The sequence below is a fragment of the Gillisia lutea genome (genome assembly GCF_021568705.1).
GTDB classification, from domain to species: domain Bacteria; phylum Bacteroidota; class Bacteroidia; order Flavobacteriales; family Flavobacteriaceae; genus Gillisia; species Gillisia lutea.
Genome location: NZ_JAKGTH010000007.1, coordinates 395,737 through 420,270, shown reverse-complemented (window position 1 = coordinate 420,270; position 24,534 = coordinate 395,737). Strand labels below are relative to the sequence as shown.

General features: G+C 36.5%; 23 protein-coding genes. 12 read left to right on the top strand and 11 right to left on the bottom strand.

Features of this window, described 5'->3' with window-relative positions; translation table 11 throughout:
* The first annotated feature begins 8 nt into the window (after positions 1–8).
* From L1I30_RS06210 to L1I30_RS06200, 3 genes are all read left to right on the top strand, one after another.
* A complete protein-coding gene (locus L1I30_RS06210) occupies positions 9–545 on the top strand; it encodes a SixA phosphatase family protein (RefSeq protein WP_236133401.1) in 537 nt (178 codons plus the stop codon).
* Between the two features lie 69 nt (positions 546–614).
* A complete protein-coding gene (locus tag L1I30_RS06205; protein ID WP_236133400.1) occupies positions 615–1,856 on the top strand; it encodes a DEAD/DEAH box helicase in 1,242 nt (413 codons plus the stop codon).
* A gap of 66 nt (positions 1,857–1,922) precedes the next feature.
* Positions 1,923–2,312, top strand: a complete 390-nt coding sequence (locus tag L1I30_RS06200) for a hypothetical protein (RefSeq protein WP_236133399.1) — start codon at positions 1,923–1,925, stop codon at positions 2,310–2,312.
* A gap of 100 nt (positions 2,313–2,412) precedes the next feature.
* Here L1I30_RS06200 and ettA read toward each other — a convergent pair whose 3' ends face one another.
* The 3 genes from ettA to L1I30_RS06185 form a co-directional block, all read right to left on the bottom strand.
* Positions 2,413–4,104 (bottom strand): energy-dependent translational throttle protein EttA, encoded by a 1,692-nt coding sequence (ettA, locus tag L1I30_RS06195; RefSeq protein WP_236133398.1) that lies wholly within the window; start codon positions 4,102–4,104, stop codon positions 2,413–2,415.
* A 115-nt stretch (positions 4,105–4,219) separates the two neighbouring features.
* Positions 4,220–4,696, bottom strand: coding sequence for a DinB family protein (locus tag L1I30_RS06190; RefSeq protein WP_236133397.1), 477 nt, complete (start codon positions 4,694–4,696; stop codon positions 4,220–4,222).
* The gene (locus L1I30_RS06185; protein WP_236133396.1) at positions 4,693–4,872 is read right to left on the bottom strand and encodes a CAL67264 family membrane protein; all 180 of its coding nucleotides are present in this window, start codon (positions 4,870–4,872) and stop codon (positions 4,693–4,695) included. Before L1I30_RS06185 ends, L1I30_RS06190 begins: the two co-directional genes overlap by 4 nt.
* Positions 4,873–5,141: 269 nt before the next feature.
* On the opposite strand from L1I30_RS06185, the gene L1I30_RS06180 reads away from it, so the two are divergent.
* Genes L1I30_RS06180 through L1I30_RS06170 form a run of 3 tightly spaced genes read left to right on the top strand, consistent with a single transcriptional unit; the run spans position 5,142 to position 9,313 of the window.
* Positions 5,142–6,770, top strand: a complete 1,629-nt coding sequence (locus tag L1I30_RS06180; RefSeq protein WP_236133395.1) for an acyl-CoA carboxylase subunit beta — start codon at positions 5,142–5,144, stop codon at positions 6,768–6,770.
* A gap of 3 nt (positions 6,771–6,773) precedes the next feature.
* The gene (locus L1I30_RS06175; RefSeq protein ID WP_236133394.1) at positions 6,774–7,667 is read left to right on the top strand and encodes a hypothetical protein; all 894 of its coding nucleotides are present in this window, start codon (positions 6,774–6,776) and stop codon (positions 7,665–7,667) included.
* An 8-nt stretch (positions 7,668–7,675) separates the two neighbouring features.
* The gene (locus L1I30_RS06170) at positions 7,676–9,313 is read left to right on the top strand and encodes a M1 family metallopeptidase (protein ID WP_236133393.1); all 1,638 of its coding nucleotides are present in this window, start codon (positions 7,676–7,678) and stop codon (positions 9,311–9,313) included.
* Positions 9,314–9,381: 68 nt separating this feature from the next.
* Here L1I30_RS06170 and L1I30_RS06165 read toward each other — a convergent pair whose 3' ends face one another.
* The 6 genes from L1I30_RS06165 to holA form a co-directional block, all read right to left on the bottom strand.
* On the bottom strand, positions 9,382–10,479 hold the full coding sequence (locus L1I30_RS06165; RefSeq protein WP_236133392.1) for an AMP-binding protein: 1,098 nt from the start codon (positions 10,477–10,479) through the stop codon (positions 9,382–9,384).
* A gap of 65 nt (positions 10,480–10,544) precedes the next feature.
* Entirely contained in the window at positions 10,545–11,486 is a 942-nt protein-coding gene (locus L1I30_RS06160; protein WP_236133391.1) for a CPBP family intramembrane glutamic endopeptidase, read from the bottom strand.
* An 8-nt stretch (positions 11,487–11,494) separates the two neighbouring features.
* Positions 11,495–12,532, bottom strand: coding sequence for an o-succinylbenzoate synthase (locus L1I30_RS06155; RefSeq protein ID WP_236133390.1), 1,038 nt, complete (start codon positions 12,530–12,532; stop codon positions 11,495–11,497).
* 21 nt (positions 12,533–12,553) lie between these two features.
* Positions 12,554–13,234, bottom strand: a complete 681-nt coding sequence (locus L1I30_RS06150) for a metal-dependent hydrolase (RefSeq protein WP_236133389.1) — start codon at positions 13,232–13,234, stop codon at positions 12,554–12,556.
* A gap of 85 nt (positions 13,235–13,319) precedes the next feature.
* On the bottom strand, positions 13,320–14,222 hold the full coding sequence (gene menA / locus L1I30_RS06145; RefSeq protein ID WP_236133388.1) for a 1,4-dihydroxy-2-naphthoate octaprenyltransferase: 903 nt from the start codon (positions 14,220–14,222) through the stop codon (positions 13,320–13,322).
* A gap of 5 nt (positions 14,223–14,227) precedes the next feature.
* Entirely contained in the window at positions 14,228–15,232 is a 1,005-nt protein-coding gene (holA, locus tag L1I30_RS06140) for a DNA polymerase III subunit delta (RefSeq protein WP_236133387.1), read from the bottom strand.
* 127 nt (positions 15,233–15,359) lie between these two features.
* Between holA and L1I30_RS06135 the strand changes: the two genes are divergently transcribed.
* From L1I30_RS06135 to L1I30_RS06125, 3 genes are all read left to right on the top strand, one after another.
* On the top strand, positions 15,360–15,806 hold the full coding sequence (locus L1I30_RS06135; RefSeq protein ID WP_236133386.1) for a type I restriction enzyme HsdR N-terminal domain-containing protein: 447 nt from the start codon (positions 15,360–15,362) through the stop codon (positions 15,804–15,806).
* 55 nt (positions 15,807–15,861) lie between these two features.
* Positions 15,862–16,854 (top strand): glycosyltransferase family 2 protein, encoded by a 993-nt coding sequence (locus tag L1I30_RS06130; RefSeq protein WP_236133385.1) that lies wholly within the window; start codon positions 15,862–15,864, stop codon positions 16,852–16,854.
* Positions 16,855–16,936: 82 nt separating this feature from the next.
* Positions 16,937–17,770, top strand: coding sequence for an OmpA/MotB family protein (locus L1I30_RS06125; RefSeq protein WP_236133384.1), 834 nt, complete (start codon positions 16,937–16,939; stop codon positions 17,768–17,770).
* Between the two features lie 97 nt (positions 17,771–17,867).
* Here L1I30_RS06125 and L1I30_RS06120 read toward each other — a convergent pair whose 3' ends face one another.
* Complete coding sequence (locus L1I30_RS06120) at positions 17,868–18,488, bottom strand: L-threonylcarbamoyladenylate synthase (protein ID WP_236133383.1); 621 nt, start codon at positions 18,486–18,488, stop codon at positions 17,868–17,870.
* A 99-nt stretch (positions 18,489–18,587) separates the two neighbouring features.
* Positions 18,588–20,912: an ATP-dependent helicase gene (locus tag L1I30_RS06115; RefSeq protein WP_236133382.1), complete on the bottom strand. Its 2,325-nt coding sequence runs from the start codon at positions 20,910–20,912 to the stop codon at positions 18,588–18,590.
* A gap of 167 nt (positions 20,913–21,079) precedes the next feature.
* On the opposite strand from L1I30_RS06115, the gene L1I30_RS06110 reads away from it, so the two are divergent.
* The 3 genes from L1I30_RS06110 to L1I30_RS06100 are packed head-to-tail and all read left to right on the top strand — an operon-like array spanning position 21,080 to position 24,533.
* Positions 21,080–21,619 (top strand): DsrE family protein, encoded by a 540-nt coding sequence (locus L1I30_RS06110; protein ID WP_236133381.1) that lies wholly within the window; start codon positions 21,080–21,082, stop codon positions 21,617–21,619.
* A 12-nt stretch (positions 21,620–21,631) separates the two neighbouring features.
* Positions 21,632–22,912 (top strand): amidohydrolase, encoded by a 1,281-nt coding sequence (locus L1I30_RS06105; protein WP_236133380.1) that lies wholly within the window; start codon positions 21,632–21,634, stop codon positions 22,910–22,912.
* A 1-nt stretch (position 22,913) separates the two neighbouring features.
* Positions 22,914–24,533, top strand: a complete 1,620-nt coding sequence (locus L1I30_RS06100) for an FMN-binding glutamate synthase family protein (protein ID WP_236133379.1) — start codon at positions 22,914–22,916, stop codon at positions 24,531–24,533.
* The last annotated feature ends 1 nt before the right edge of the window (position 24,534 follow it).

Here is a 24,534-nt window from a genome sequence, read left to right as displayed (position 1 = left end):
TTGCCAAGATGAAATATCTATTGCTCCTACTATTCCCTCTCCTCACTATTTGTGGCCAGAATTCCAACGAGAATCAGCAGGCAACTTTAAATCAGGATGAAACTTCAGGAATCACTACATATTATCTTATTCGTCATGCCGAAAAAGATAGAAGTGATGCGAAAGAAAAAGATCCCGTTTTAAATGCAGAAGGGTTAAAAAGAGCTGAAAATTGGGCCAACGTCCTTAAAGATATTCCTTTAGATCTTATTTATAGTACCAATTATAAAAGAACAAAGGCTACTGCTGCACCTACTGCGAAGTTAAAGCTGTTAGAGATAAAACTATATGATCCGAAAAAGTTATACAACTCAGATTTCAAGAAAGCAACTAAAGGAAAAAACGTACTGGTAGTTGGGCACAGCGACACCACTCCCGCCTTTGTAAATGCCATTTTGGGTAGCAAAAAATATCTGGATTTCGATGATTCAGAAAACGGCGCTCTATTTATTATCACTGTAAATGCCGATGGAAATACCACTAGTCAGGTTCTCTATATCAATTAATAGGCATAAACGAAAGTGAATTCTATTTTCACTTAAAATATGGGTATCTTTGCGGCTTAATCTCTGTTTATGTTATTTGAAGATCTACCCTTATCACAACCAATTCAGGAAGGAATTGCAGCAATTGGACATACCAATCCTACTCCTATTCAGGAAAAAGTAATTCCTGAAGTACTTCGTAGAAATGACGTAATAGCCTGCGCACAAACGGGAACCGGAAAAACAGGAGCTTTTGCCATCCCTCTTTTAAATCTTTTAAATAAAAAAATAGGAGATTCTACAGATTTTAAAGATCCTAGCGTATTGATTGTAAGCCCTACCAGAGAGTTGGCTGTTCAGATAGATCAAAATATTCAAGCCTACGCAAAATTTACGAATGTAAAATCTGGAGTTGTATTTGGTGGTGCTTCTATGCAACCCCAAATAAACTTATTAAAAAGCGGATTGAACATTTTGGTGGCTACCCCTGGAAGATTGTTAGATCTTCGCAAGCAAGGCTATATCAATTTAGAATTAATTTCGGTTCTGGTATTAGATGAAGCTGATCTTATGTTAGATATGGGATTTATAGATGAAGTTCAAAAGATTATAAGACTGTCTCCAAATTTGGAACAACGCCTCATGTTCTCTGCAACTATTCCTCCAAAAGTGCAGGATCTTGCTAAAACCTTATTACAAAATCCTGAAAAAATAGAACTTACCACCAACTCTTCTGCAGCACCTTCTATCGCTCAGAAGTTGTACATGGTACCAAAACCGGATAAGACAGAATTACTGCTCTATGTTATGCGAAATGTGGTAAAAGATAAATCAGTATTAATCTTTAGACGTACCAAATTCGGGGTGGAGAAAGCACTTCAGTCTTTGCTGAAAAATGGATTTAAAGCCGAAGAACTTCACGGAGATAAGAGCCAGACCGATAGAACCACTGCTTTGTCGCATTTTAAGAATAAAGAAGTAAATATACTGGTAGCCACAGATCTAGCTGCCCGCGGTTTAGATATAGATGCTTTAGATTTTGTGATCAACTTTGATATCCCAAATATGCCAGAGGTCTATGTGCATAGAATTGGACGAACCGGTAGAGCTGGAAGCGTAGGAAACTCCATCTCTTTTTGCAGCGCCGATGAAAAGAACTACATAAGATTCATTGAAACGTTAATTGGAGAAAAGATCCCCGTAGAAGAGAACAACCCTTATCCATTAGAGAAAAATGCAGAACCTGTAGTTCATAAGAAAAAAGGAAGTAAGCATAAAAAAGGAAGAAAAGGAAGCGGTTCTAAAGCCAACAAAAAACGCTGGTATAAATAAAATACCTTTTTAAGGTAAAATATTCAGCATATGCTTTCTTTGATTTTAATATTAATTTGAAGTATTATGAAAAAACTCCTTCTAATTTTAGCCCTAATAGGAACAGTATTATCCTGTACCGATGATGATATTTCAACAGATCCGGAATTAAGCGGAAATTTCTATCTCACTGATATCAGTTGTTTTTGTGGATTTAATCCTGAGATAGATTTTAAGGATTTTAAACTCCAATTCAGTTCGACAAATAACTCCTTTACACTCATTAATCCTACAGAAGATTATTTTTATATTGGAAGCTCGGGAACCTATAATTATGAGCTTGACGATACTATTTTGAAGGTTGAAGGTGCCGCCTCCTACATTTATAGCTTTGAAGGAAATAAGCTAACCTTAACACTTCTGGACGACCCTATGGTTGCAGATGATGAACTTGTCTTAACTTATCAAAAAGAATAAGGTTTTCTTCCTTTAAAATTTTATTTTCATTCATTTCAAAAAACAAAAAACTCCGAAGAAATAATCTTCGGAGTTTTTTTTATGTTTAAAAGTCAACTTGTTAACGAGTTAATTTCTTGTATTTAATACGCTTCGGCATTAAATCGCCACCTAAACGTTTTTTCTTATTTTCTTCATATTCAGAAAAACTACCTTCAAAGAAATATACTTGAGAATCTCCTTCAAAAGCAAGAATATGCGTACATATTCTATCCAAGAACCATCTATCGTGAGAGATCACAACCGCACAGCCAGCAAAGTTCTCCAAACCTTCTTCCAGTGCACGCAGGGTGTTCACGTCAAGGTCGTTGGTTGGCTCATCCAGTAATAATACGTTTCCTTCTTCTTTCAATGTCATGGCAAGGTGTAAACGGTTACGTTCCCCTCCAGAAAGCATACTCACTTTTTTATTCTGTTCTCCTCCCCCAAAGTTAAAGCGGCTTAAATAGGCTCTGGAATTTACTTGTCTTCCTCCCATATTTATAAGCTCTTGCCCGTCGCTGAAGTTTTGCCATATAGTCTTTTCAGGATCCATGTTTGAGTGACTCTGATCTACATAAGCGATCTTTACCGTATCTCCAACTTCGAAGTTTCCCTGATCGGGCTGCTCTTCTCCCATGATCATTTTAAAAATAGTGGTCTTTCCGGCACCGTTCGGTCCAATTACACCTACTATACCTGCTTGTGGCAAATTGAAGTTCAGATTTTCGTATAATAACTTGTCTCCAAAAGCTTTGCTTACTCCTTTGGCTTCAATAACATTTGTTCCCAAACGCGGACCATTAGGAATATAAATCTCCAGCTTTTCATCCATTTGCTTTTGATCCTGACTTAATAACTTATCATAGTTATTTAAACGTGCTTTCTGCTTACTTTGTCTTCCTTTAGGCGACATGCGAGACCATTCTAATTCTCGTTCTAAGGTCTTTTGACGTTTGCTCGCCTGCTTTTGCTCCTGTGCTAAACGTTTCGATTTTTGATCTAACCAGGAAGAATAGTTCCCTTTCCATGGAATACCTTCGCCTCTATCTAGTTCAAGGATCCAACCAGCAACATTATCAAGAAAATATCTATCGTGGGTAACTGCAATTACAGTCCCTTTATATTCAGATAAATGATGTTCTAACCAGTGTACAGATTCTGCATCCAAGTGGTTGGTTGGCTCATCCAATAGCAACACATCTGGTTCTTGTAATAATAATCGGCATAAAGCAACACGCCTTCTTTCCCCTCCAGACAACACTCCAATTTTCTTATTAGGTTCGGGAGTACGTAACGCATCCATTGCGATCTCTAGCTTGGTATCTAATTCCCATGCATTCGATGCATCTATTTGATCTTGCAAAGCTGCTTGCTTATCCATCAGCTTTTGCATCTTATCGGCATCCTCATAAACTTCAGGAAGACCAAACATATCGTTAATCTTATTGTATTCATCTAGAACAGCAACGGTTTCTGCAACCCCTTCTTTTACAACTTCAAGCACTGTCTTCTCGTCATCAAGTTGTGGTTCCTGCTCAAGGATTCCTACGCTATACCCGGGAGAAAATACCACATCTCCCTGATAGTTCTTTTCCATTCCGGCAATAATCCTCATCAAGGTAGATTTCCCCGATCCGTTCAAACCTAAGATCCCGATCTTAGCACCGTAGAAAAAGCTTAAGTAAATATTTTTAAGTACCGGGGTATTTGCTCCCGGATAGGTTTTTGTAACTCCCGACATGGAGAAAATTACCTTATTATCATCTGCCATTATAAGTGTATTTAATATTATTTGAATCTCGACATCTCTTGATACCGAACTTAATTTTTTTCGCTTTGCAAATATCATAATTTTAAAAATCATCTGCACTGCCATATCTAATTATTTATGAGTGATGTAAACCCAAACTTCTAAGCACAATTAAAAGTTGCCCTGTATGATAGGCATTATGTTCAATTACCAATAGTATCTCTCGCATTAAAGTATGATCTGTATCCTTTTTCAGCTTTTTGGTTAGCATGGTTTCAGGATCTAAGACTAGCTTTTGAAACCGTTCTCTTTCACTTTTAAAAGACAATACCAAATCTTCCCATTCCTTAGTTGAAGCGGGAGCCGATTTTAAAGGCCAATAATCTTGAGGCCATTTGTGAGGTTGATATTTCGTAGCAATACAATATTCTAAAATGTCTTTTTGAGCAAACTGCATATGATAAAATAGCTCATAAAAAGAATAAGGCAACTCCTTTGGGCGTATTCCAAGTTGAGAAAATGGAATCTCTTTTAACATCTCGTCTACCGTTAGAAATGCTTCCCCACCTGCTATATGCCTTGCCAATTGCTTTTTTATTTCTATATCTCTCATACTCGTCCTTTTAAAGCATTAAACACCCAGGACATAATAAAGAAACCTATGCCGGCAGTAGAAAATCCAATAGCATAATCGGGATATTTCAACACCCCTAATAGTACCAATGCGATTCCCACCAACAGGGTAAAAAAAGAAGCCCAGCCAAAAATGGTATTTTTATTCATTCCCATACAAATAAGTATTTATCGGGCGCCTGCTGCAATGGCAGCACTGGGCTTTTCGCTATATGCCCTTGCGTTTTACTGCAGGGCGATGCCGCTACAATCCCTTGCGCAGTCTTAACAAATATCGCACATTTAAATGATTTAATTCTCTTATAAAATTGCTTCGTTTTTGTATTTTAGCCAGAATACTGAGGCTTAAATAATTCTTTGATGCTATTTAAGCCATATTTTTAAAATATCGGCATTAAACCCGAACAATCCATAAAATTGCTACTATGAATATCAACTTCAATAAAAATGAAGATCATAACAAATTATTACTCTCCAGCCTTAAGCATAAGCTTGCCAAGATAAAACTGGGAGGCGGTGAAAAACGCATTGCAAAACATCACGAGAAAGGAAAAATGACTGCTCGCGAACGCATAGATTATCTTTTAGATGATTCACAAAAAGCAATTGAAGTAGGAGCCTTCGTGGGAGATGAAATGTATGAAGAACATGGAGGTTGCCCAAGTGGTGGTGTAGTTGTAAAGATTGGACATGTAGCAGGAAAGCAATGTATTGTAGTGGCAAATGATGCTACTGTAAAAGCAGGAGCCTGGTTTCCTATTACTGCGAAAAAGAACTTGAGAGCGCAAGAGATCGCTATAGAAAATAGATTGCCTATAATTTACCTAGTAGATAGTGCGGGGGTTTATCTTCCTCTACAAGATGAAATATTCCCAGATAAAGAACATTTTGGAAGGATTTTCAGAAACAATGCCGTAATGAGTAGCATGGGAATAACCCAGATATCTGCTGTTATGGGAAGTTGTGTTGCCGGGGGTGCATACTTACCTATTATGAGCGATGAAGCCCTTATAGTTGATAAAACGGGAAGTATATTTCTGGCAGGAAGTTACCTTGTAAAAGCTGCCATTGGTGAATCTATAGATAACGAGACCTTAGGAGGTGCTACTACTCATTGTGAAATAAGCGGCGTTACCGATTATAAAGCCAAAGACGATAAAGATGCCTTAGATACCATTAAGAATATCATGGATAAAATTGGTGACTATGATAAGGCAGGTTACAATAGAAAAGAAGCAAAGAAACCAAAAGCTGACCCCCAAGAGATCTATGGAATCCTTCCAAAAAAGAGAAGTGATCAATATGATATGCATGAGATCATCAACCGCCTGGTAGACAATTCGGAATTTGATGAATATAAAGAAGGTTACGGACAAACAATAATTACCGGCTATGCAAGAATTGATGGTTGGGCTGTGGGAATTGTAGCCAATCAGCGGAAAATTGTAAAAACAAAAAAAGGTGAAATGCAATTTGGAGGAGTGATCTATTCCGATTCTGCCGATAAGGCCACAAGATTCATTGCTAACTGTAATCAGAAAAAAATTCCCTTAGTGTTTTTACAAGACGTCACCGGATTTATGGTAGGTAGTAAAAGTGAACATGGGGGCATCATAAAAGATGGTGCAAAAATGGTAAGTGCCGTGAGTAACTCGGTAGTCCCAAAATTTACCATCATTATTGGAAATTCTTATGGTGCTGGTAATTATGCAATGTGTGGAAAAGCTTACGACCCCCGATTGATAGCCGCCTGGCCAAGTGCCGAACTTGCAGTTATGGGAGGAACTCAAGCCGCAAAAGTACTGGCTCAAATTGAAACTGCATCTATGGCTAAAAAAGGAGAAACAGTAGATAAAGCTAAGGAGAAAGAAGTTTTTGATAAGATAAAAGCCAGATATGATAAACAAACTTCCCCTTACTACGCAGCAGCAAGACTGTGGACAGATGCAATTATAGATCCCTTAGATACCCGAAAATGGATCTCTACCGGAATTGAAGCTGCTAACCACGCTCCCATTACAAAGGATTTTAATCTGGGAGTAATACAAACCTAATCTATGCGGTACATTATACTTATTTTCATTTTACTGTTTGGATTTAATATGTTCTCTCAGGACACCTCAGCAGTAAATGGGATTTCCAAAACTTATATTAATATTAAAACCTATAAGGAAAAAGGAGAAACTCTAACCAAACAGGACAGCCTCAATTTTATGATTGAGGGAAAAGACACTTTGGTATTGGTAACTCAAGAGTTTATAAAACAGCTTAGAAAGGGAAATGGTAAAGAGGTTCGCGTGAAATATGAACCCAAAGATTCTACCTTCCTTGAAACTTATAAGAATATTGTTTTTGGTAAAAAAGACAACTCAAAATCTACATTAAAAATATGGAAAGATAAGATAAGAATCTATTTTGATGCATCCGTACCTAAAAAACATACTATAGCTTTAATGGATTTTGCAGAAGGACTCTCTGCAGCGGTAGATTCATTAAATATTAAACAGGTTGACACTAGAGAAGAATCCAATTATCTGGTTTATTATATAAACAATGAAAATGATGAAGATTTTGAGCCAAGAATAAATAATGAGAACTCCGGATATTACGTCTCTTGGAATGGCAAGCAACAGTTAACTCAGGCCTCTCTTAAAGTGAACACTTTAAATATAAAAAGTGGAACTTATCAAATTGCACATTTAAAATTCAACTTCTTTAGAACATTAGGTTACTTTGGTGACAATGTCTCCTTAACCTGTCAAAGTTATCTATCAAAATGTCCCGTTATAAGAAGTCTCACCCCTATAGACATGGAAGTTCTGAAATATCATTATACCTATGGAATTTGTAAAGGAACTAATCGAGAAGACTTTGAAGCAATTCATACCAACATGAAAAAAACCTTAAAAACTCATCCCAACGCACAATTATTTATCGTGCATACTCTCTAAGCTTATTTATGAAATATTTATTTATCTTAACAGTAATTTCAACTCTTAGCCTGCATTCAGGCTTTGCGCAAGTCCTTAGCAACAAACAACAGAATTATACAAAAGCCGATACCTTAAGAGGCTCTTTACGGCCAGAGCGTAATTTTGATGTGCTAAAATATCACCTAAAATTAAAAGTAGAGCCCGAAAAAAGATTTATATCAGGTTCGAATACCATCACTTTTACGCCTGAAGAAAATCTTTCTATCATGCAAATCGACCTTTTCGAGAATATGAATATTGATTCTATTATTCATAAAAATCAAAAACTAAAATACTCGAGAGCTTACAATGCAGTCTTTATCAAATTTGAACAAGCTTTAAAAGCTTCCGAAAAAGATTCTATTCAGTTCTATTATTCAGGAAATCCTATAGTTGCTAAAAATGCACCATGGGATGGAGGTTTTGTTTTTGATAAAGATGAGGATGGAAATCACTTCATCGCTGTAGCGGTTCAAGGTACTGGAGCAAGTTTATGGTACCCGAATAAGGATCACCAAAGTGATGAGCCAGAAGAGGTACTAACTGAAATTGCTGTTCCCAACGGACTCATGAATGTTTCCAACGGTCGATTTGTAGGACAAAAAGATTTGGGAGATGGTTATACCCAGTGGAGCTGGAAGGTTGTTAACCCAATCAATAATTACGATATTATCTTGAATATTGCTAACTATAGCCACTTTCACGACACCTACAAAGATCTGGACCTCGATTATTACGTGCTTCCCTATAATTTAGAAAAAGCTAAAAAGCAGTTTGAAGAAGTTAAACCTATGATGGATTGCTTTTATGAGAAATTTGGAGAATATCCTTTTAAAGAAGATGGCTATAAATTAGTTGAGGCACCTCATTTGGGAATGGAGCATCAAAGTGCCGTAGCTTACGGAAATCAGTATCAAATGGGATATTTAGGAAGGGATCTTTCAGGGACCGGGGCTGGATTGAAATGGGATTTTATAATTATTCATGAATCGGGACACGAATGGTATGGGAATAGTATAACCGCTAAGGATATTGCCGATATGTGGCTACATGAGGGCTTCACCTCTTATTCTGAAGCTGTATATATTGAATGTAACTGGGGAAAAGAGGAAGCCCTGAAGTATTTACAAGGAACTCGTAAGAATATCAGAAATACCTCGCCAATAATAGGTGATTACGGAGTAAATTCAGAAGGCTCTGGAGATATGTATCCAAAAGGAGCTAATTTGCTCAATAACATTAGAAGTATTTTTAATGATGATGACCTGTGGTGGAAAACTTTAAAGGATTATACCGAAACTTATAAACATCAGACCATAGATACTCAAACTGCTGAATCCTTCTTCGATAAAGCTACGAGGGTAAACTTACAACCTATATTCGATCAGTATTTGCGATACTCCAACCTGCCTGTGCTCCAGTTTAAACAGGAAGGAAAAAAGCTTTTTTATAGATGGCAGGCTGATGTGAAGGATTTTAAAATGCCGGTAGATGTATTCATCAATAATAAAGAAGTGCGCATAAACCCTACCACACAATGGAAGAAATTCGATAAAAAATTAAGTAAAGAGGATATTCAAGTACATGAACCTGAATTTTACATACTCACTCAGTTTCTGAACTAACAACACCTTACCAAAAACTAAAAAAGGCGATAATTATTTATTATCGCCTTTTTTATGCTTGAGACACTCTATTTAACTTTACTCTTTACAGTGTGTTCTCTATGAATTTTACCATTGGGGGTCTCCTCGAATTTTTGAATGAGATAGACTTTTTTAGGAACTTCATATTTATCCAAAGATTTTACAGAGGTTACTTTTTGTTTTAATTCTTCCAATAGTTCTTCCGAAAAATCGGCTTCTACAAACAACACCAATTTTTCACCTAACGCATCATCCGGCATTCCGGTTACAAAAAAACGATGTTCAATTACCTTATTTAATTTTTTTTCAATTTCTTCAGGAAAGAGTTTAATACCACCAGAATTTATAACATTATCATATCTTCCCTTCCAAATAAATTTTTTGTAGGTAAGTATTTCTACCACATCATTAGTAACAATGGTTTCATCGGCTACCATAGGAGCTTTTATCACCAAGCAACCTCGTTCATCTTTTGAAATATGAACTTTTGGTAATACCTTAAACGGCGTAGGTTTCTTTTTCTTTTTTTTAGGATTAAGTCTTTTGGCTGCTATGTGTGAAACTGTTTCGGTCATCCCAAAAGTTTCATACACCTTAGTTTTCATCCCTTGCACCATTTCCTGTAAATTTGGAGCCACAGCTCCCCCACCAACGATCAATTTCTTGATAAGGTGCAACCTTCCAATAGAATTATCCAGCTGAAAAGGAGTCATTGCACAAAAATCATAAGTTTTAAAAACCTGGTCTAAAGGATTTGAAGAGGGTGGTACCAGATCCAGTTCCCAGCCTAATACCATGGCACGAACCAGCATCATTTTACCTGCAATGTAATTTGCAGGCAGGCACATAAGAGCGGTTGATTTCTCCGGTAGTTCAAAGAATTTTGCAGTTGCCAGAGCAGAATTTATCATATGCTCTTTCTTTACCTTAATGCGTTTAGGTTTCCCGGTAGAACCGGAAGTACTGACTTCCAAAAAAGGCGAGGGTTTAAGCCAATCTAAAAGAAAGTCTCCTATACTTCCCTCGTAAGGTTCCCCTTCTTTTATAAGATTATAAGCAACTTGCTTTAAATCGGAATTAGTGAAATGTAACTTGTTTAATTTAAAGTTATGATGTGTTTCAGGAATTCGATTTTTGTCGTTCATATTATAAAAAATATAGCCGTTTTTTTTTACTGAATTCCTAAATTTAACAAATTACTGCTTCATTCCTATGAATCGGACAAATGATTTAACATTCTAGGCTTTTCTACCCTTCCAAAAAGTTTTTGTTTCCAATTGCTCCAGCCATATTTTTTCCCCATTATATAAAGGAAGATAGGATAAACTATAAATACCGGGATTATCACGTTCCAGCCTGCTGTGGGTTCAGAAATATCTTTTAGTATTGAATTTGTTTGAAAAGCAGTCCAGTCTGCCGTTACAAGTAATGCTGTAATTAAATTATTACCGGCGTGAAAGCCCAGAGCCAATTCCATACCTTCATCCATAAGAGTCATAACTCCTAACATGAATCCTGTGCCTATATAATAGATCATTATTATATTTCCCAGCTTGGTAACTTCAGGGTTGAAAAAGTGCAGACTTCCAAATATTACTGAAGTTAAAATAAGTGGTAGCCATTTATTTTTAACGAATACCCCAATCCCTTGCATTAGATAGCCTCGAAACAGATATTCCTCAAAACTGGTTTGTAAAGGCACCATTACGATAGCTATAACTACTAAGATGAGAAATGGTACCAGTTGAAAATTAAATAGGTAATTTTCCGGGTTAGCCAAATAATCTAATAAAGTTGTAGCAATAGCAAAGATTGCTACCAATCCAAATGCAAAGAAAAAGCGGCGCCAATCTATTTTTTTTCTAGTAGTAGTTAGACCTTTTATTGGCTGGTTATGTAACACCTTACTCACAAAGAATACACCGCCCAAGCCCACTGCAAAAGTTAATAACATTAAAAAGAGAGAAAGATTGGAATCTAATACTTGCATCATTTCGGTCTCTGTGAGTTTACTTACGCCTATTCCCTCCTTTAAAAACAAAGCTACTCCAAAAGGAATTTGCCCAAGTATTACGGCAATAAAAATTATTATAACTCCAATAATATAGCGCCAAAACTGGTATTGATAATTGAATGCCTGCTTAATAAACATAAAAACTGTTATAAATTGAAATTCCAGGAAATTTCAGGGTTGTATCTAATAGTGCCATTTTTTACTTCTAATGGACTTTCAAAGTTATTCGTATAAAGTGAACCTGTTCCTAAACCTTGTGGCATAGGCGAATTTTTAGTGTACGCCCACTGGCTAATAGCATTAAGGCCCACATTGCTCTCTAACGCACTGGTCACCCACCATCCAATATTATTGTCTTCAGCAATGTCTAACCATTGCTGAGTGCCTTTATAACCACCTATTAAACTTGGTTTAAAGATCACATATTGCGGATTTATATTTTGTAATAACTCTTTTTTCTTTTTCACATCAGCAATACCAATCAACTCTTCATCCAGAGCTACAGGCACTGGAGTTTTAATGCATAATTCAGCCATTAATTCTGTCTGTCCTGGTTTAATTGGTTGTTCAATGCTATGTAATTGATATTCACTTAAACGTTTCAATTTTTCTAATGCTTCGGAAGGTGAAAATGCACCATTGGCATCTACCCGAAGTTCTATTTCATCCGATGAGAACTCAGATCGAATGTATTTAAGAAGATCTAATTCAGTTTGAAAATCGATAGCACCAATTTTCATCTTTATACACTTAAAACCACTTTCAATTTTTTCTACTATTTGAGAGCGCATGAATTCTTTCTCTCCCATCCATACCAATCCGTTTATAGAAATTTCAGCCTTACCAGAGGTAAAATTAGAAGGGTGTAATATAAACGGATCTTGTGCTTGTAAGGATCTAAAAGCCATTTCTACTCCAAACTGAATGGAGGGAAATTCACTCAACTCTTCCCAAAGAAAATCACTACCAAGATGGATATTTTCACAAACCCACTTTAATTTCTCCTCATAATTCGGTCGGTCATCTATACTAAGACTTCGCAAAATACCGCATTCTCCAATTCCAATATTTCCATGCTCTTTAAGTATCAGGAACCAGGTTTCTTTAGTATTAAGAACGCCCCGTGAAGTTCCACTGGGGCGCTTAAACTGTAGAATATATTTTTTATAGGTAGCTTGAAGCATCTTTATATTTCAGGAAATCTATTAAAGTTCTATGCTTTCTCCAATTTCTAATAACATGAGATCTTTTCCTTTTTCATAGAATTTGCGTTTTGCTTCTTCATGATCTATTTCTATATAACCAAAGGTATCGTAATGGCAACCCAAAATCTTATCACATTCTATAAAGTCGCTGGCTATAATAGCATCACCTACTCCCATTGTAAAATTATCGCCAATTGGCAAAACTGCCAGATCCAGCTTGGTTTGTAAAGGAATAAGTTTCATATCCATTGTAAGGGCAGTATCCCCGGCAATATAGATATTCTTGTGCTCACTTTCAATTACAAAACCTCCAGGCTGACCACCATAACTTCCGTCAGGAAAAGATGAAGTATGAATGGCATTCACATATTTTAAACTTCCAAATTCAAAATCCCAGCTTCCTCCATGATTCATAGGATGTACTTCTAAACCTTTAGCTTCATAATAGTTAGCAATCTCAAAATTACTTACTATTACCGCGCCGGTATTTTTCGCTATGGCTTCCGCATCTAAAATATGATCCTGGTGTGCATGTGTAAGCAAGATATAATCGGCTTTAAGATCATAAATATCTATTTTATCCTTAGAAAGATCGTTTCCGCTTATAAAAGGATCTACTATAATATTGATATCTCCAATTTTAATTCCTAGTGAATTTTGTCCGTAAAAAGTGATTTTCATAATCTGATATTTTAATGGAGTATAAAATTAAACATTGTGAAAATATTATAAGTTCAGGGGAGTATATAGTTTTGTTAAAACTAGCTTATATAAGCAAGCCTAATCCGAACAGAATAGAAATAAAAAAGGTTGTAAGTGCTAAGACTTTTAATTCAGGATCGAGTAATATAGGTTCCTTATTTTGGTCCACCCTTTTTAGATGAAGGAGCAAGGGAATAAATGCTAAAACATATATAAAATCATTAAAACTTTCTAAGGTGAGTACCGTATATATAAGTAAAAATAAAATGGCTCCAATTATAAGAGTATAGTGGTAATTCTTTGCTCGAACCGGGCCTAATTTTACAACGAATGTTATTTTCCCTGCCTTTTCATCAGGTATGCGATCCCTCATATTATTCAGGTTTAGAACACCTGCGCTTAGAAATCCTATAGCACATGCCGGAAGGATAACTACCCAATTCCAGTCAAGGGAATATAGGAAATAAGACCCGTACACTCCTACTAAACCAAAGAACAGGAAAACAAAGAGATCCCCCAACCCCCTATAACCATAGGCATTATTACCGACCGTATATTTAATTGCAGCTGTTATTGCTGCAATTCCCAGCAAAACATAGAGAATTGCATAACCAAAATTATTCTTTCCGAAGGAAGCATAGATAAGTAACAGTGCTAATATTAAAGTTGCAACTGCTGTTATTACAATACCTTGCTTCATTTCCTTATGGGAAATCAACCCACTTTGAATAGCTCGCATAGGGCCAATTCTATCCTCATTATCTGTGCCTTTAACACCATCTCCATAATCGTTTGCAAAGTTGGAAAGGATTTGTAAACCTAAAGTTGTGGCCATAGCTAAACTGAATATAACAATACTGAAATACCCATCTCTCACCGCTATGGTAGTGCCAACCACAATGCCGGAAATTGATAATGGTAAGGTTCTTAATCGGGCTGCACTTACCCAGGTTCTAAAATTCCCCATCTTTATTAATGCATTATTTTTACTACAAGTTCCTTCAGCAGGTCTCCCTGAGACACGTTAGCAGCCCCTACTCCTTTACCTTTAACATCAGCCTCTCTTAAAAGCCCTATTATCTGACTAACTTTTTTCATGGGATAATTTCTGGCAGCCACTACATAATCATTAACAAAATATGGGTTTATCTTCAAGTACTTAGCAACATTAGGCTTAGATTTATCAGCGAGACCATGATATTGCATTATTTGAGAAAAATAGGCAAAAAGCAACGAAACCGTTACTACCATAGGATTATCCTTAGGATTTTGGGAAAAGTAATTAATGATGTGATGCACCTTTAATTCGTCCCTCACCCCAATAGCTTTTCTAAGTTCAAAGTTATTGAAATCTTTACTTATCCCTATGTTCTCTTCTATTAGTTCGGGTGTAATATCGGTTCCTTTAGGAGAGATCAATTGTAATTTTTTCAATTCATTATCTATCTTACTCAAATCTATTCCTAAAAATTCAACCAACATTTGGGATGCTTTTGGTGAAATAGTGTAGCCTCGTGATTTCATGGATTTCTGAATCCAATCTGCTACCTGATTATCGTACAAGCGTTTGCTTTCAAACATCAACCCGGTTTTAGCAACTGCCTTGTAAAGTTTTTTACGTTTATCTATTTTCTTGTATTTATAACAAAAAACCACCACTGTAGTAGGCTGAGGATTTTCAGCATATTGTTCAAACTTATCAATACTTCTTACAAGGTCCTGAGCTTCTTTAACTATTATCAGCTGTCGTTCAGCCATCATTGGATACCGCTTAGCATTGCTTACAATATCATCAACACTGGTATCTCGCCCATATAATACCATTTGATTGAATCCTCTTTCCTCCTCTGGCATTAAGTTATCCTCAATATAGTCGGCAATCTTGTCGATATAATATGGTTCATCTCCCATTAAAAAATAAATGGGTTTAATCTGTCCATTTTTTATATCGGTAACTATTTTAATTGCTTCATCCATATATGTAACGGCAGTTGTTTGATATTCTTAATAAGTTAGGGCTGGTTTTGAATTAAAAGCTTACCAATAGCAGCCAATAAGTGATCTAAACTTGAAATATCCCCGGGTTATTCGTTAATTTGAACCTATGCAGAAACTGAATTTCCCCAATTACTCATTTCGGTTCAAAAATAGCGAAAATAAAATAGCTGTTTTTGATGAAATCAGGAAAAAGTTTGTCATTCTTACGCCAGAAGAATGGGTGCGTATACATACCGTCCAATTTTTAATGGACATAAAGCAGTTTCCTAAAAGTCTTATTAATGTTGAAAAACAGCTTATGGTAGGCAAAATGCTGAAACGTTATGATATTGTAGTATATACTTCTACAGGTAATATTCACGTAATAGTTGAATGCAAAGCGCCCAACATAAAAATAACTCAAACAACTTTTGATCAGATAGCTCGTTATAACAAAAGTCTAAATGCAAAATACCTTATGGTAACAAATGGCATCGATCATTATTTTTGCAAAATGGATTATGAAGAGGAAAAATATAGTTTCCTACCAGATCTCCCTTCCTACACTAATTAAGGAGCACAGAAAAGTAAAACGGCAGTAATAGCCTTACAGAATTATTGAAATTTAAATGAAAATAGCAGTAGTTATATTAAACTGGAATGGAGTGGAACTTCTTAAACAGTTCTTACCAACAGTTTTAGATTATTCGGCACATGCTAAGGTGTACGTAGCAGATAATGCTTCCACAGATACATCTGTAGAATATGTTACACACAATCATCCAGAAGTTGCCATAATTCAAAACAAAGTAAACGGAGGCTTCGCCAAAGGTTATAACGATGCACTTTCCCATTTAACCGAAGATATCCTAATATTATTGAATAGTGATGTACAGGTAACTCCTTATTGGCTGGAACCTATTAAGGAAATCTTTGAGAATGAAACAGATGTAGCAGCAGTACAACCTAAGATCCTGGATTTTAAAAACCCTGAATGTTTTGAATATGCCGGGGCAGCTGGTGGATTTATAGACAAATTTGGGTATCCATATTGTAGAGGGAGAATTTTTGATAGTATTGAAAAAGATGAGGGCCAATATGATGATGAAGTTGATATTTTTTGGGCTAGTGGAGCGTGTTTAGCTATAAGAAATACAGTATACAGAGAAGCAGGAGGATTAGATGAAGATTATTTTGCACATCAGGAAGAAATCGATCTTTGCTGGCGCATACATAATTTGGGATACCGAATAAAATACACCTATAAATCGGTAATTTATCATGTTGGAGGAGCAACGTTAAGTACTTATAACCCAAAAAAGACCTATTATAATTTTAGAAACAGTCTTTATAATCTCGTAAAAAATGTTCCCTCAAACCAAGTGCTCTTTGTGGTGATTTGCCGTATGATCTTGGATGGAATTGCCTCTCTTAAATTTTTGTTAAATATTGATTATGAACATTTTAAATCTGTATTTAAAGCGCACATAGATTTTTATAAAGAACTCCCAAAACTTCTTAAAAAGCGAAAAAAAATAGCGAATAAGGTGGATTATTTTTCAAAATTTTCCGTTGTTTGTACTCACTATTTAACAGGAGTAAAAAAATATTCCGAATTATAATTTTTTGAAGGTACTAACCATTCATTTGGCATTAATTTTGGTAGCTTTGGAAAATTCTAACAATTAACAATTAAAACAAATTATGAAGAAAATCATGCTTTTATCGGCCACAGCGGCACTTTTGCTTTCTTCTTGTGTTTCACAGAAGAAATACTCTGAATTAGAAACTTTACAAAAAGAGACTAAAGATCAATTAAATACTGCAACCGTTAAATTGAACTCTTGTTTAGACGAGAAAGAAAGATTTAACGAACAAATTAAGGTTTTAAACAACCAGAATGCAGCATTGCTTAACAACGTTGGAAACTTAGCTACTCTTTCTACAAAAGAAGCTGCTAACTTAGAGAAATCTTTAGAGAGCATTAAAGAGAAAGACATGAAGATCCAACGCATGCAAGATGCCATCACCAAAAAAGATTCTGTAACGCTTGCTTTAGTTACAAGTTTAAAAGGTGCATTAGGAAATCTTAATGATGAGGATATCCAAATCAACGTTGAGAAAGGTGTTGTTTATGTTTCTATCTCAGACAAATTATTATTTGACAGCGGACGTTATAACGTAAGTGCTCGTGCTAAACAAGTACTTGGTAAAGTTGCTACTGTTGTAAAGAACAAACCAGAGATCGAATTTATGGTAGAAGGTCATACTGATGATCAGGCTATTAAAACTGCGGTTCTTGAAGACAACTGGGATCTTAGCGTGAAACGTGCTACTTCAGTTGTAAGAGTTCTTCAAAATGAATTTGGTGTGCCACCAGAAAGAATGACTGCCGCTGGTAGAAGTTACTACATTCCGCTTGCAACCAATGCGACTGCTGAAGGACGTGCTCAAAACAGAAGAACGCGTATCGTTATCTTACCTAAATTAGATCAGTTCTACAACCTGATTGAAAGCGGTATGAAAGAAGCTAAATAATTTTAAGCTTATACATAATAGGAAAGCCTCGCAATAGCGAGGCTTTTTTTATTTCTGAACGCATTTAAAAATTGCTCAAAAGCTTTAACTATAGGAATTACATAATATCTATGGTTCCTTTGCCTTCTCTAATAACTTCGGGTATACCTGAAGTCATATCTATTACTGTTGATGGAATATTATCGCCATAACCGCCATCCACTACAATATCCACTAATTTATCCCACTTCTCGAGAATAAGTTCCGGATCGGTAGTATACTCGATCACCTCATCCTCATCTCTAATAGATGTAGACACCACGGGGTTTCCAAGCTCCCTTACTATGGCCTGACAAATACTATTATCAGGCACCCTGATTCCTACTGTTTTCTTTTTCTTAAAAACACTTGGTAAATTGTTACTTCCGGGAAGTATAAAAGTATAGGGTCCGGGTAAACAACGTTTTAATATTTTAAAAGTTTGATTATCAATTTGCTTTACATAATCGGAAAGATTGCTAAGATCTTCACAAATAAACGAGAAATTAGCTTTTTCCAACTTCACACCTTTTATCTGTGCAATTTTTTCCAAAGCAGAGGTATTGGTTATATCGCAGCCTAGTCCATAAACCGTATCGGTAGGATAAATTACCAAGCCCCCCCGTCTTAGTACATCAACAACTTTTTTTATATCTCTCGGATTAGGATTCTCTTCATAAATTCTAATTAAATCTGCCATATTTATAAAATTTAAAACCTCTGAAAATTTACAATATTTCAGAGGTTCTATCTACTTTTTATAATTAAATTAATGTTTGTTATGTTTACCACTCACTCTTTATGAGAGAACCTTCAGCTTAGCGAATCTCAATAAGAGTTTTTTTAATCCGCCATTCTCAAAATTTATTTCAGCTTTTTTATCCTGTCCCACACCCTCTATTTGAATCACTTCACCTTTCCCAAACCGAATATGCTCTACTTTATTCCCTACCATTAAAGCTACGGTGTCTTTTATTGAAGCAGTTTCTGAAGCGCCTGAAGCGGGTCGCAACTTCCTAAGTTTCCGAAGTTGCTCTTCACTTGGCTTATGCGCCGGTGGTGGTGTTCCTCGTGAAGGCTTTGTTTGCCTGTATTTACTTTTATCTACCTCTCCAAAAATATCTGCATCAATAAGGGGCTTATATTTATAATCGTCCTGCGGGATCATATAGTCCATATATTGAGTATCTATCTCTTCAATAAATCTACTCGGCTCTGCATCTACCAGTTTTCCCCAACGATATCTAGACTGAGTATACGTTAAATAAGCTTGTTTCTCGGCCCTGGTTAATGCCACATAAAATAACCTTCTTTCTTCCTCAAGCTCAGACCTGGTATTCATACTCATTCCCGAAGGAAATAGATCTTCTTCCATCCCAACAATGTATACGTAAGGAAATTCCAGCCCTTTCGCTAAATGTATGGTCATTAATGCCACTCTATCCTCATCTCCTGTATCTTTATCTGAATCGGTCGCTAAGGCCACATCTTCTAAGAACTCAGCTAAAGAACCGGTAGTATCGGCCAGTTCTTTCTGTCCTTCCACAAAATCCCGTATCCCGTTCATTAGCTCTTCGATATTCTCTATTCTGGCCACCCCTTCAGGAGTTGAATCTTTTTTAAGCTCTTGGATTAAACCTGTTTTTTTTGCTACGGTATCGGCTACGGTAAAAGCATCAGCATTCTCACTTAAAATGGTAAAACTTTTAATCATGTTCACGAAGTTCGTAAGCTTCGCCCTTGTTCCGCTATTTATCTTAAGGTCTAAATGATCTAAATGCTCAATCACCTCAAAAATAGACTTGCCATATTGATTTGCTGTAATAGTAAGCTTATCTATCGTGGTTTGCCCAATTCCCCTCGCCGGATAATTTATTACTCGCTTTAAAGCTTCTTCATCATTTTGATTGATAAGCAATCTTAAATAATAAAGCACATCTTTAATTTCTTTACGCTGATAGAACGATAAGCCTCCATAGATCCTGTAAGGAATATCTCTTTTTCTTAACGCATCTTCCATGGCCCTACTTTGGGCATTGGTTCTATAAAGAATAGCAAAATCTCCGTTAGATAGCTGCTGTTGCATTCTGTTCTCAAAAATGGAACTCGCTACATATCTTCCTTCATCCCCATCAGTAAGCAGCCTGTTTACAATAATCTTTGGTCCATCATCATTTGCCGTCCAAACCACTTTCTCTAGTTTGGTCTTGTTTTTATCGATTATTGAGTTGGCGGCATTTACAATATTTTTGGTAGATCGGTAATTTTGCTCCAAACGGTACATTTGCACATTGTCGTAATCCTTCTGGAAGTTCAGAATATTGTTAATATTCGCTCCTCTAAATGCATAAATACTCTGCGCATCGTCCCCTACCACGCATATATTCTGAAATTTATCAGAAAGCGCTTTTACAATTAAATACTGAGAGTGATTGGTATCCTGATACTCATCTACCAGAATGTATCGGAATCTATTCTGATATTTTTGAAGTACTTCCGGAAAACGATTCAACAATTCATTCGTCTTCAGCAATAAATCATCAAAATCCATTGCTCCGGCTTTAAAGCATCTATCAACATAATTTTTATAGATCTCTCCCAAACGCGGTTTCTTAGACATGGCATCAGCCTCCATCAATTCGGCATTCTGGAAATATGCCTTTACCGTAATAAGGCTGTTTTTATAAGATGAAATACGGGAATATACCTGTTTGTATTTGTATACATCTTTATCCAGTCCCATTTCTTTAATAATGGTAGAGATAAGTCGTTGCGAATCCTGAGTGTCGTAAATGGTAAAGTTTGACGGATAACCTAATTTATCGGCTTCCATTCTCAACATCTTTGCAAAGATGGAATGAAAAGTTCCCATCCATAAATTCTTGGCTTCACTGTTTCCAACAATTTGAGCAATACGTTTCTTCATTTCACGTGCTGCCTTATTGGTAAATGTGAGCGATAAGATATTGAAGGCATCTACCCCCAAACTCATCAGGTATGCAATTCTATAGGTAAGTACTCGTGTTTTACCGGATCCAGCTCCCGCAATCACAATCATTGCTCCGTCTTTTTGGAGTACCGGCGCCCTTTGCGCATCGTTTAATTCAGCTAAATATGATTCCAATTTCCCTCTTTCTTTTAAGGCGTGAATTTAACCAAAAACCATGTAAACTAAAACCCGATTCAGTCTTACTTTTAAACAAATCGGTTCCAGGTTATGTCATGCCTAATATTTTAAATATCTTTAGCTCAATAACAGCCTAGGTTATACTGTAAATGAACGTTACTATCATGAAAAACATCTTTTTTCTACTTTCTTTATTACTGTCTCAATTACTTTATTCTCAAAATACTACACAGGAAAGCCCCATCCAGGCATATGGCTCTTTTTATGAAGTTGAACAAACCGATTTTAAAACAGATACATCGCATCCACTAAAAGTGGTTTTTGAGGTTGGTCGAAGTTTTGACGACGCTTCAAAACCCAATCCTCTTATAGAAACCGCTGCCCGTTATATCAACATGCATTATAATGCCGGTGTAGCTTTAAAAAACCTTGAGGTAGCTTTAGTTATTCATGGAAGTGCTTCTAAGGATATTTTAAAAGATGAAAAATATGCTCAAAAAAATGATGGTATAAAAACAAATTCCAATACAGCCTTAATAACAGCTCTGGCTGAAAAAGGAGTTAAAATTATTCTTTGTGGTCAAACCGCAGCCTATCATAACATTACAAAAACTGAGACTTTACCGGAAGTTGAATTTGCACTTTCAGCAATGACAGCATTAGTGCAGTTACAAAATGATGGATACAGGCTAATTAGCTTCTAATTAAACTTAATTATGAAAAAACTATTTCTAGCTATTTTCAGCTTATTTTCTATAGCATTATGTGCTCAGGAAATAGATACCGATATCAACTCTGCTGCTGAAAAAATTGAAGATCAGGTGATAAAATGGAGAAGAGATTTCCATGAGCACCCCGAACTATCTAACAGAGAGTTTAAAACCGCTGAAAAAATTGCGGCTCATTTAAAAAGTTTAGGCTTAGAGGTACAAACGGAAGTTGCAAAAACAGGTGTCGTTGCAATTTTGAAAGGAAACCAAGCGGGAAAAGTAGTGGCACTTCGGGCAGACATTGATGCTCTTCCCGTTACCGAGCGAAATGATCTGCCTTTTAAATCGATGGTTACTTCAGAATTCCTAGGAACTAAAACCGGCGTAATGCATGCCTGTGGGCATGATACACATACTGCGATTTTAATGGGAGTCGCTGAAATTCTATCTCAGCATAAGGATAAGATAAAAGGAACGGTAAAATTCATTTTTCAACCTGCAGAGGAAGGTCCGCCTCCGGGAGAAGACGGTGGGGCATCACTAATGATTAAAGAAGGAGTGCTTACAAATCCTGAAGTAGATGCCATCTTTGGCTTACATATTAACTCAGGAACGCCTGTAGGAACAATTCGATACAAACCGGAAGGTACCATGGCAGCGGTAGAGCGTTTTGTAATTAATGTTGAAGGCAAACAAACTCACGGTTCTGCCCCTTGGAGTGGTGTAGATCCAATCCTTATTTCGGCTAAAATTATTGATGGCCTCCAAACCATTATTAGCCGTGAGGCGAAATTAGTAGATGCTGCTGCAGTTATTACAGTAGGTAAAATAACCAGTGGAGTACGCTTCAATATTATTCCTGAAACAGCTGAAATGATTGGTACAATTCGCACGCTAGATCCGGAGATGAAAGAAATGATACTTCGAAGAATGCGCGAAATGGTACCTGCTATAGCTTCAGCTTACGGTGGGAAAGCCACTGTAGAAATTCAGAATAACACTGCTATCACTTACAATGATCCTGAACTTACCCAACAAATGCTTCCAACCTTACAAGCTATAGCAGGGAAAGATCATGTAGAACTGGTAAAAGCCACTACCGGTGGAGAAGATTTCTCATTTTTTCAGGAAAAGATTCCTGGTTTCTATTTCTTTTTAGGCGGACAAGCATTAAATAGCAAAGAAGCTGCACCTCATCATACTCCCGATTTCTATATTGATGAAAGCGGACTGGTATTAGGAGTAAAAGTGATGTCTCAATTAGCACTAAATTATTTAAACCAATAAAATGGAGCAAGTGTTGAATATATTAAGCATGATCCCTTGGTGGGGATGGATCCTCATTCTTCTTCTTATAATAGCCATTCGAGATATTTTCTTCAATAAAAGGCATATTATAACCCATAATTTTCCAATTGTGGGACATATAAGATACGCCCTGGAAAGTATAGGACCCGAATTAAGACAATATATAGTTGCGAGTGATAGAGAAGAACTTCCTTTTAACCGCAATGAACGGGGTTGGATCTATGCTTCAGCAAAAAATCAAAATAATTATGAGGGCTTTGGAACCGATGAGGATATCTATAAAACCAATTATATCTTCATTAACAACTCCATGCTTGCCTATAAATTAGATAAATCACATTACAATTACGAAAACCCTTATTTTATTGCATGTGCAAAGGTAATGGGGCAATTCACCAATAGGAAAAGACCATTCCGTCCGGCATCTATTATCAATGTCTCTGCTATGAGTTTTGGATCGTTATCTGCAAAGGCCATAGAATCTTTGAATGTAGGTTGTAAACAAGCAAATGCTTATCATAATACCGGAGAAGGCGGATTATCACAATATCATAAAAAGGGAGCAGATGTGATCTTTCATTTTGGAACAGGATATTTTGGAGTGAGAGATGACGATGGGAATTTCTCGCTGAAAAAAATGGTAAAATTGGTAAAAGAAAATCCGCAGATTAGAGCTATTGAAGTAAAATTATCTCAAGGTGCCAAGCCCGGGAAAGGCGGGGTACTTCCAGCGTCAAAGATCACTAAAGAGATCGCCGCAATTAGACATGTTCCTTTAGGAAAAGATATTCTATCCCCACCAACACATTCGGCCTTCAGCGATATCCCGGAGTTGGTAGATTTTGTGGAGGAAATTGCAAATGCCACAGGCTTACCTGTTGGAATTAAATCGGCTGTAGGCCAGATAAAGCAATGGGAAGAATTGGCAACCATCATGAAAGATACCAACCGCGGGCCCGATTTTATTACCGTTGATGGTGGTGAAGGTGGCACAGGTGCCGCACCTCCAAGTTTCGCAGATCATGTTTCTCTACCTTTCATTAATGCCTTTACCGATGTATATAGAGTATTTGAAGATAAGGGAATAACCAACAGGATTGTTTTTATTGCCAGTGGAAAATTAGGTTTTCCTGCAAAGGCCGCGATGGCATTTGCCATGGGAGCAGATTGTATAAATGTGGCCCGGGAAGCTATGATAAGCATAGGATGTATTCAGGCACAATCTTGCCATAATAACACCTGTCCTACTGGAATAGCAACACAAAATAAATGGCTGCAAAGCGGAATAAACATTGAAGATAAAGCAGAAAGAGTAAACTATTATTTTACAAAATTCAAGAAAGAATTCTTAGAGATCACTCATGCATGCGGATATGAACACCCGGCTCAATTTGCAATGGATGATGTTGACATTAACCTTAGTGATAAAAATATCACAAAAACTTTAGCTTCCACTTTTGGATATATAAAAACCAAAGTACCTTTCACCTCTGTTGAAGACATCAAAAATTGCCCGCATTTAGGAGGAACCTATGGTGCCGAAAAGAAAGTTAAAACCAAAGAAGTAGAAACCGAAGATACTTCAGTTTCAAAACAATAAT

What these genes read in the sequence shown, in the direction of transcription:
- L1I30_RS06165 (WP_236133392.1), bottom strand. Translation starts at nt 10,479, where the DNA reads ATGAACGACAAAAATCGAATTCCTGAAACACATCATAACTTTAAATTA.
- holA (WP_236133387.1), bottom strand. Translation starts at nt 15,232, where the DNA reads ATGGATGAAGCAATTAAAATAGTTACCGATATAAAAAATGGACAGATT.
- L1I30_RS06150 (WP_236133389.1), bottom strand. Translation starts at nt 13,234, where the DNA reads ATGAAAATCACTTTTTACGGACAAAATTCACTAGGAATTAAAATTGGA.
- L1I30_RS06200 (WP_236133399.1), top strand. Translation starts at nt 1,923, where the DNA reads ATGAAAAAACTCCTTCTAATTTTAGCCCTAATAGGAACAGTATTATCC.
- L1I30_RS06160 (WP_236133391.1), bottom strand. Translation starts at nt 11,486, where the DNA reads ATGTTTATTAAGCAGGCATTCAATTATCAATACCAGTTTTGGCGCTAT.
- menA (WP_236133388.1), bottom strand. Translation starts at nt 14,222, where the DNA reads ATGGGGAATTTTAGAACCTGGGTAAGTGCAGCCCGATTAAGAACCTTA.
- L1I30_RS06130 (WP_236133385.1), top strand. Translation starts at nt 15,862, where the DNA reads ATGAAAATAGCAGTAGTTATATTAAACTGGAATGGAGTGGAACTTCTT.
- L1I30_RS06180 (WP_236133395.1), top strand. Translation starts at nt 5,142, where the DNA reads ATGAATATCAACTTCAATAAAAATGAAGATCATAACAAATTATTACTC.
- L1I30_RS06100 (WP_236133379.1), top strand. Translation starts at nt 22,914, where the DNA reads ATGGAGCAAGTGTTGAATATATTAAGCATGATCCCTTGGTGGGGATGG.
- L1I30_RS06120 (WP_236133383.1), bottom strand. Translation starts at nt 18,488, where the DNA reads ATGGCAGATTTAATTAGAATTTATGAAGAGAATCCTAATCCGAGAGAT.
- L1I30_RS06125 (WP_236133384.1), top strand. Translation starts at nt 16,937, where the DNA reads ATGAAGAAAATCATGCTTTTATCGGCCACAGCGGCACTTTTGCTTTCT.
- L1I30_RS06135 (WP_236133386.1), top strand. Translation starts at nt 15,360, where the DNA reads ATGCAGAAACTGAATTTCCCCAATTACTCATTTCGGTTCAAAAATAGC.
- ettA (WP_236133398.1), bottom strand. Translation starts at nt 4,104, where the DNA reads ATGGCAGATGATAATAAGGTAATTTTCTCCATGTCGGGAGTTACAAAA.
- L1I30_RS06190 (WP_236133397.1), bottom strand. Translation starts at nt 4,696, where the DNA reads ATGAGAGATATAGAAATAAAAAAGCAATTGGCAAGGCATATAGCAGGT.
- L1I30_RS06105 (WP_236133380.1), top strand. Translation starts at nt 21,632, where the DNA reads ATGAAAAAACTATTTCTAGCTATTTTCAGCTTATTTTCTATAGCATTA.
- L1I30_RS06155 (WP_236133390.1), bottom strand. Translation starts at nt 12,532, where the DNA reads ATGCTTCAAGCTACCTATAAAAAATATATTCTACAGTTTAAGCGCCCC.
- L1I30_RS06185 (WP_236133396.1), bottom strand. Translation starts at nt 4,872, where the DNA reads ATGGGAATGAATAAAAATACCATTTTTGGCTGGGCTTCTTTTTTTACC.
- L1I30_RS06170 (WP_236133393.1), top strand. Translation starts at nt 7,676, where the DNA reads ATGAAATATTTATTTATCTTAACAGTAATTTCAACTCTTAGCCTGCAT.
- L1I30_RS06110 (WP_236133381.1), top strand. Translation starts at nt 21,080, where the DNA reads ATGAAAAACATCTTTTTTCTACTTTCTTTATTACTGTCTCAATTACTT.
- L1I30_RS06175 (WP_236133394.1), top strand. Translation starts at nt 6,774, where the DNA reads ATGCGGTACATTATACTTATTTTCATTTTACTGTTTGGATTTAATATG.
- L1I30_RS06210 (WP_236133401.1), top strand. Translation starts at nt 9, where the DNA reads ATGAAATATCTATTGCTCCTACTATTCCCTCTCCTCACTATTTGTGGC.
- L1I30_RS06205 (WP_236133400.1), top strand. Translation starts at nt 615, where the DNA reads ATGTTATTTGAAGATCTACCCTTATCACAACCAATTCAGGAAGGAATT.